Origin of the sequence: Sphingopyxis sp. 22461 (assembly GCF_052044915.1) — a bacterium.
Lineage (GTDB): Bacteria > Pseudomonadota > Alphaproteobacteria > Sphingomonadales > Sphingomonadaceae > Sphingopyxis.
In genome coordinates this window covers 145,067-151,472 of sequence record NZ_JBQENY010000012.1, presented here as the reverse complement: position 1 = coordinate 151,472, position 6,406 = coordinate 145,067, and the positions used below count along the sequence as shown (strand labels likewise).

The 6,406-nt window shown below is 64.5% G+C and carries 8 protein-coding genes; 4 read left to right on the top strand and 4 right to left on the bottom strand.

All coding sequences use genetic code 11. The features are described 5' to 3' along the window. Positions 1 to 45: 45 nt before the first annotated feature. From ACTJI5_RS19545 to ACTJI5_RS19530, 4 genes are all read right to left on the bottom strand, one after another. On the bottom strand, positions 46 to 969 hold the full coding sequence (locus tag ACTJI5_RS19545) for an alpha/beta fold hydrolase (RefSeq protein WP_310252110.1): 924 nt from the start codon (positions 967 to 969) through the stop codon (positions 46 to 48). A 251-nt stretch (positions 970 to 1,220) separates the two neighbouring features. Continuing rightward, entirely contained in the window at positions 1,221 to 2,102 is an 882-nt protein-coding gene (locus tag ACTJI5_RS19540) for a pirin family protein (protein ID WP_440861483.1), read from the bottom strand. A 2-nt stretch (positions 2,103 to 2,104) separates the two neighbouring features. Then, the gene (locus ACTJI5_RS19535; RefSeq protein WP_440861482.1) at positions 2,105 to 2,473 is read right to left on the bottom strand and encodes a cupin domain-containing protein; all 369 of its coding nucleotides are present in this window, start codon (positions 2,471 to 2,473) and stop codon (positions 2,105 to 2,107) included. Between the two features lie 2 nt (positions 2,474 to 2,475). Then, positions 2,476 to 2,754 carry a BolA family protein gene (locus ACTJI5_RS19530; RefSeq protein WP_231732731.1) on the bottom strand — a complete coding sequence of 93 codons (279 nt, stop codon included), beginning with the start codon at positions 2,752 to 2,754 and terminating at the stop codon, positions 2,476 to 2,478. Between the two features lie 166 nt (positions 2,755 to 2,920). On the opposite strand from ACTJI5_RS19530, the gene ACTJI5_RS19525 reads away from it, so the two are divergent. From ACTJI5_RS19525 to ACTJI5_RS19510, 4 genes are all read left to right on the top strand, one after another. Then, positions 2,921 to 3,412: a J domain-containing protein gene (locus tag ACTJI5_RS19525; RefSeq protein ID WP_310252101.1), complete on the top strand. Its 492-nt coding sequence runs from the start codon at positions 2,921 to 2,923 to the stop codon at positions 3,410 to 3,412. An 11-nt stretch (positions 3,413 to 3,423) separates the two neighbouring features. Then, positions 3,424 to 3,861 carry an ester cyclase gene (locus tag ACTJI5_RS19520; RefSeq protein ID WP_058536618.1) on the top strand — a complete coding sequence of 146 codons (438 nt, stop codon included), beginning with the start codon at positions 3,424 to 3,426 and terminating at the stop codon, positions 3,859 to 3,861. 253 nt (positions 3,862 to 4,114) lie between these two features. After that, positions 4,115 to 5,104 (top strand): cobaltochelatase subunit CobS, encoded by a 990-nt coding sequence (gene cobS, locus ACTJI5_RS19515; RefSeq protein WP_058536980.1) that lies wholly within the window; start codon positions 4,115 to 4,117, stop codon positions 5,102 to 5,104. Positions 5,105 to 5,217: 113 nt separating this feature from the next. After that, positions 5,218 to 6,405, top strand: a complete 1,188-nt coding sequence (locus ACTJI5_RS19510) for an alpha/beta hydrolase (RefSeq protein WP_440861481.1) — start codon at positions 5,218 to 5,220, stop codon at positions 6,403 to 6,405. Position 6,406 lies beyond the last annotated feature (1 nt).

The following is a 6,406-nucleotide window of genomic DNA, read 5'->3' as shown; positions in this document are numbered from 1 at the left end:
CAATCGCCGCCCGCCACTTTTTTCTGAACGAAACGATAGCCTTGTTTATTTTGCCGCGAGGAATTCATCGATCGCGCGATTGACCGCATCGGGCGCCTCCCACGGCACGAAATGGCCGCAGCCGGGGACTCGGACGATCGTCACGTCGGGCACGAGTTCCTCCATGCCGTCGAGGTTGCACGGCGGCAGCGCGACATCGTCGAGCGCCCAGATGACGAGCGTCGGGATGGCCAGTTTCGGGAACGGCACCGCGGGCGGCTCGGCATAGGGTTCGTCCATCGCGGGCACGTTGATCGTCGAACCGCGATACCAGTTGATCATCGCGCGGCAGGCGTCGCGATCCTCCCAGTCCTTCAGCAACCGGCCGATCTCGTCGGCAGGCTGCAACCCGCCGCTCGGCACACGCCCGGCAAAGGCATGGGCGAGAATGCCCGCGATGCCATGCTCCTCGATGATCGTGTCGCTCGCCGGATCGCGAAAGGTGCGGATATATTGGCTCGCCGCGCGCTGATCTTCATTGGTCGCGAGGAGACGCTGGAAAATAGCGGGATGCGGTGCGTTGGCGATCACCGCACGCGTGACCCGCCCCGCCCACGCGGGATGGAGTCCGCCCGGCTGGCCGCCGAGCGCGACGCCCCACGCGATCGCCCCGCCCCAATCGTGACCGACGATCGTGAACTCACCGACGCCGAGCGCATCGGCGAGCGCGAAAATATCGGCGATCAGCTTGTCGGGCGTGTAGGATTCGGCGTCCTGCGGCTTCGACGAGCCGCGATAGCCGCGCTGGTCGGGTGCGATGCAGCGAAAGCGGCCCGCGAATTGCGGCAGCTGATGACGCCAGGTCCGGTGCGATTCCGGAAAGCCGTGGAGGAAGATAAGGACAGGCGCGTCGCGCGGTCCCATGTCGACGACGTCGAGTTCGACTCCCGTCGCAAGCTTTACGCGCTGCTGTTCGAAATCGCCGATCATCCATTTCGCTCCTTTGGTTTCTTTTCGAAACCAATCTGGCGAGGATCGTTGCGACTGGCAAGCTGGAACAAATGGCGGGGTCGTTGGGCGAAGGAGACAGGGAAGCCCGGCGTGTCCGCTATGGGGTGGTAAGCTGTCGCATTTCCCCTTCTTCGTCATCCCCGCGAAGGCGGGGATCCCGCTGGGCGGCGGCGAGAAAGAAGCGGGATTCCCGCCTTCGCGGGAATGACGGGAATTGGTCGGAACCCGACCTACGGATAGCTTACCGTCTTCGGCACTTCGGGAATCGGGATGAACTCCTCGCTGTCGCCGGGGACGAGCGGGAATTTGCGGTCCTTCCAGTCGTGCTTCGCCTCGTTGATCCGGTCGCGCGACGAGCTGACGAAATTCCACCACACATGGCGCGGCGTCTTGAACGCCTCGCCGCCGAGCAGCATCACGCGCGCGTCGGTTTCGGCGCGGAGCGTCATCGCCTGCCCGGGCTTGAGGATATAGAGGCTGTAACGGTCGAGCGCTTCACCATCGAGACTCGCGTCGCCGAGCGCAACCAGCACCGCGCGCTCGTCCGCCTCGGCGTCGATCGGGATCGTCGCGCCGGCGTTCATCAAGATGTCGGCATAGATGGTCGCGGCGTGCTGGGTGATCGGCGAGGTCGCGCCCCACAGGCTGCCCATGATGACGCGCGCCGATACGCCGCTGTCCTCGACCAGCGGCAGATCCTCCTTCGCGACATGCTCGAACGCCGCGTCAATCTCTTCCTTGCCGTCGGGTAGCGCGAGCCAGGTCTGCATACCCGAGATCGGCGAACCGGTCGCACGCTCGGCCACGGGAGTGCGCTCCGAATGGACGATGCCGCTGCCCGCGGTCATCAAATTGCACGCCCCCGGGCGGATCGTCGCGAAGGTGCCGATGCTGTCGCGATGGTCGATCGCACCTTCGAACAGATAGGTGACCGTCGCAAGATTGATGTGCGGGTGCGGGCGCACGTCCATGCCGCGGCCGATGTCGAAATGCGCCGGACCGAACTGGTCGACGAAGATGAAAGGGCCGACCATCGTGCGCGCCTTGTTCGGCAGCGTGCGGCGCACTTCGAAGGCGCCGAGATCGTGAGTCGAGGGAGTGATGATGTCCATGGTCAGTCCAGTCTTGCCAGCGTCAGCCGCGTCTTTTCGGTTTCGACATTACCGGTGTTGAGGGTCGAATTCGGTTCGAGGAGGAGCACCTGACATTCGCCGTCCAGCGCCTCGGGGCAATGTTCGACGCCGTGCGGGACGATGATGAACTCGCCGGGCTCGACGATCACATCGCGGTCACGAAACGCCATCTTCATCCGGCCGGCGACGACGAGGAAGAGTTCGTCCTCGATATCATGATGGTGCCAGTCGAACTTGCCGTCGAGCTTGACCAGCTTGACCTGAAAATCATTGATGTCGCCCGCGACGCGCGGGTTCCACGCGTCGGGAATTTTCGCAAAGGCGTCGGCGAGGTTCACCTTGTCGGGCATCGTCATTCTCCGGGCGCGGTCGCCTTGATCGCGAGCGCGTGGACGCGCTGGCCCGGCAGGTCGCCGAGCGCCTTGTTCACCGCGCGCTGGCGCGCGACGCGGTTCTGCCCGGCAAAGCCCGCCCATTCGATGCTCAGGCTAAAATGCGACTCGCCGCTGCCGTCGTCGCCCATATGGCCGTGGTGGCTGGCGCTGTCGTTGCTCAGGATGAAATTCGCGTCGGGAAAGGCTGCGCTGAGCAGGCTTTCCATCTCTTGCTGTACGGGGCCTTTGCTGCTCATGGGGTTGACCATAAGCGCTTCGTCGCCAAATTATAAGACCTCCAACGCCTCTCGAAAGTCTGTTGTGCCTTCTTCTGCACGCCCGTCCCGTTTTCATGGCCGCGTCCCCCGCGAGGAGTCCTGCGCCGCGCCCGGGTGCCGCGAACCCGGCGAATTTCGCGCGCCGATGGCATGGACGCGCTCGCCCGACGGCCCGCCGCAATATCGCTGGCTGTGCCTCGACCATGTGCGCGAATTCAACGCGGGCTATAATTTCTTCGACGGCATGACCGCCGACCAGATCATGGAGGCGCAGTCGCCGACGGCGGGGTGGGAAACCGAAAGCCGCACCTTCCGCCCCGCGGGCAGCGCCGACCTGCCGCCGCGCTGGGCCGATTTCAGGGACCCGATCGACGCGCTGGGCGCGCGCTTTCGCCAGCGGATGGACGAGGCGCGGCGCGAGGCGAAGAATCCCGGCCTGTCGCGCGAGGAGCATGCCGCGATGCAGTTGCTCGCGCTGCCAGCCGACGCCGACCGCGCAGCGCTGCGGCGGCGCTACAGCGAACTCGTCCGTAAATATCATCCCGACCGCAATGGCGGCGATCGCAGTTTCGAAGCGCGGCTGGGTGAGGTAGTCCAGGCGTATCAATTGCTGAGAAAGACAAAGGCTTTCGCATAGGGAGACGCACGATGACCGACCTCGACGAAGCACGGATCGAAGTGGTGCGCCGGCACATGGCGCTCGAGATCACGCACGATTGGGACGGCGTCCTCGCGACCTTCGACCACCCGCGATACGAATTGATGGGCCCCGGCACGATCTTCGACGGCGAAGCGGCGGTGCGGTCCTATTTCGCCACGTCGCGCGAACCCTTTCCCGATCAGGCGAACGAGGTCATCGCGATCGCCGCCGACGCGGACACGAACACGGTGCTCGTCGAATTCTGGCTGACCGGCACGCACACTGGCCCGCTGAAGCTCGGCCTGCGCACGATCGAACCGACGGGCAAGGCGTTCCGCATTCGTATGGCCGCGAGCTTCGAATTCGCGCCGGGCGGCGACAAGATCGTCTGCGAACGTCCCTATTATGACCAGTCGGCGGTGATGAAGGCGCTCGGTTTGCTCTGAAAAGGCGTTGCAAGCCGCAACCCATGACGATACCGCGCTAGCACTCTTCCCTCTCCCCTTGGGGGAGAGGGTTGCGAAGACTCGCGAACTTGTTCGCTAGTCGAAGCTGGGTGAGGGATATGCGAGCCGCAGGCTCGCGCGAAGCTTCGCTTCGCCCACCCTCATCCAACTTCGCCTAATCGCGTCGCGATAAGGCTGCGTATCCTTCTCCCCTCAAGGGAGAAGGGAATAAGATTTGAAAGCGATCGAAGACATGACCGATATTCCGAACAGCCTTCCCGACCACCACGGCTCGACGCTGCTTGCGGCGCCCGATGTCGAAGTCGATGCGCGCGAGCTGTTCGGGGTCGATATCGACATGAAGGTGCCGGCGTTCAGCGAGGCCGACGAGCGCGTCCCCGACCTCGATCCCGCTTACGTCTTCGACGGCGATACGACGCTCGCGATCCTCGCGGGCTTCAAATATAACCGCCGCGTGATGGTGCAGGGCTATCACGGCACCGGCAAGTCGACGCATATCGAACAGGTCGCCGCGCGGCTCAAATGGCCGTGCATCCGCGTCAATCTCGATGCGCATATCAGCCGTATCGACCTTGTCGGCCGCGACGCGATCGTGCTGCGCGACGGCCAGCAGGTCACCGAATTCCGCGAAGGCCTGCTCCCCTGGGCACTGCAGACGCCGACCGCGCTCGTCTTCGACGAATATGACGCGGGCCGCCCCGACGTGATGTTCGTGATCCAGCGCGTGCTCGAGACCGAGGGCAAGCTGACCCTGCTCGACCAGAACCGCGTGATCCGCCCGAACCCGCATTTCCGCCTGTTCTCGACCGCGAACACCGTCGGCCTCGGCGACACGAGCGGGCTGTATCATGGGACGCAGCAGATCAACCAGGGCCAGATGGACCGCTGGAACATCGTCGTCACGCTGAACTACCTGCCCGCCGCGACCGAAAGCGCGATCATCCTTGCGAAGGTGCCGAACACCGACGAGACGACCGTCGCGAACATGGTCAAGGTCGCCGACCTGACGCGCCAGGGCTTCATCAACGGCGATATCTCGACCGTGATGTCGCCGCGAACCGTGATCAGCTGGGCGCAGAATACCGCGATCTTCAACAATATCGGCTTCGCTTTCCGGCTCTCGTTCCTCAACAAATGCGACGAGGCCGAGCGGATGATCGTCGCCGAATATTATCAGCGCGTGTTCGGCGAGGATCTGCCCGAGAGCGTCGTCGGCAAATAAGCGAACCGGGCGCCAGCGCATCCGCCGGATCGATTTCTCGCTTCCAAAGCCCGCCATCCTCTGCCAGCGTCGGCGAATGTGTCAGGCTTTTCAAAGATGAACCCGCGGTGCGAATGACGCGCCTGCTGGCCGCGCTTGCCCTTGTCCCCCTGTCGGGGTGCAGCATCGCGGCGGTCGATTATGGCAAGATCCGCCATGCCGACTATGTCGCCGACCCGCGCTGCACCGCGCAGCCGGGCGCGGTGGTCGATGGCGAAGCGCTGCCCTATTTCTTCGCGACGAGCCGCCTGCCCGATTGCCGCACCGCCGATATCGAGCTGCTCCACCATCGCGGCAACCAGATGCGCTACGGCCGCTTCAACGCGCCGCGCGAGGTCGAGGTCGGCAAGAAAGAGAAGCTGCTCGCGCCGATCGCCTTCCAGACCTCGGCCGACTGGTGGCGCGCGCTGCAGGCCGAGACCGACCGCAAGCAGGGGCGTGTCCTGCTCTATGTCCACGGCTACCGGGAGAATTTCTCGACGACGTCGAAGGATGCGGCGCAGATCGCGCGCATGACGGGGTTCGACGGCCCGATCATCGAATATAGCTGGCCGTCGCAAGGCAAGGTCCTGAGCTATGTCGTCGACGAGACGAACATGTACCACGACGTCCGCAATTTCCGCGACTTTCTGAAATCGCTCGCCGAACAGAGCTGGGTGAAGGAGGTCGTGGTCGTCTCGCACTCGCTCGGCGCTCGGCTCGTGGTCCCCGCGATCGCCTATGTCGACCGCACGTCGAGCAGCGCCGACAGCAGCAATATCTCGAACATCATCCTCGCCTCACCCGACATCGACCGCGAAACGTTCGAGCGCGATATCGAGGAGGAAGTGCTGTCGGCGCGGCGCGTCGCGGCGGGTCGCCGGATCACCGTCTATACATCGCGCGCCGACAAGGCGCTCGCCGCGTCGCGCGCGATCCACGGCTATCCGCGATTGGGCTCGCCCTATTGCTTCAACCCGTTCGAGGCGGCCGAGCTGAAAGCCAAGGGATTGCCCGAGCGCTGCTACCCCGCCGCGCGCGCCGGCTTGACCGTCATCGACACGACCGACGTGTCGCGCGGGTCGACCGGGCACAGCAATTTCCTGCGCAGCGCCGTTGCGTGCTGGGACTTCATCGATGTGGTCGCGAACAAGCGCACGCGCCCCGAGCGCGCCGCGACGATGTGGGCGCATGTGTTCCGGCTGCTCCCCGACCCCGCCGTGCCCAAGGACGGCGACGATGCGATCTGTCACCGGACGCCCGAGATCGAAGAACCGCTGTAAG

Bases quoted from the DNA above. Each gene is read 5' to 3' on its own strand.
- ACTJI5_RS19545 (WP_310252110.1), bottom strand. From the start codon at position 969: ATGATCGGCGATTTCGAACAGCAGCGCGTAAAGCTTGCGACGGGAGTC.
- ACTJI5_RS19540 (WP_440861483.1), bottom strand. From the start codon at position 2,102: ATGGACATCATCACTCCCTCGACTCACGATCTCGGCGCCTTCGAAGTG.
- ACTJI5_RS19535 (WP_440861482.1), bottom strand. From the start codon at position 2,473: ATGCCCGACAAGGTGAACCTCGCCGACGCCTTTGCGAAAATTCCCGAC.
- ACTJI5_RS19530 (WP_231732731.1), bottom strand. From the start codon at position 2,754: ATGAGCAGCAAAGGCCCCGTACAGCAAGAGATGGAAAGCCTGCTCAGC.
- ACTJI5_RS19525 (WP_310252101.1), top strand. From the start codon at position 2,921: ATGGCATGGACGCGCTCGCCCGACGGCCCGCCGCAATATCGCTGGCTG.
- ACTJI5_RS19520 (WP_058536618.1), top strand. From the start codon at position 3,424: ATGACCGACCTCGACGAAGCACGGATCGAAGTGGTGCGCCGGCACATG.
- cobS (WP_058536980.1), top strand. From the start codon at position 4,115: ATGACCGATATTCCGAACAGCCTTCCCGACCACCACGGCTCGACGCTG.
- ACTJI5_RS19510 (WP_440861481.1), top strand. From the start codon at position 5,218: ATGACGCGCCTGCTGGCCGCGCTTGCCCTTGTCCCCCTGTCGGGGTGC.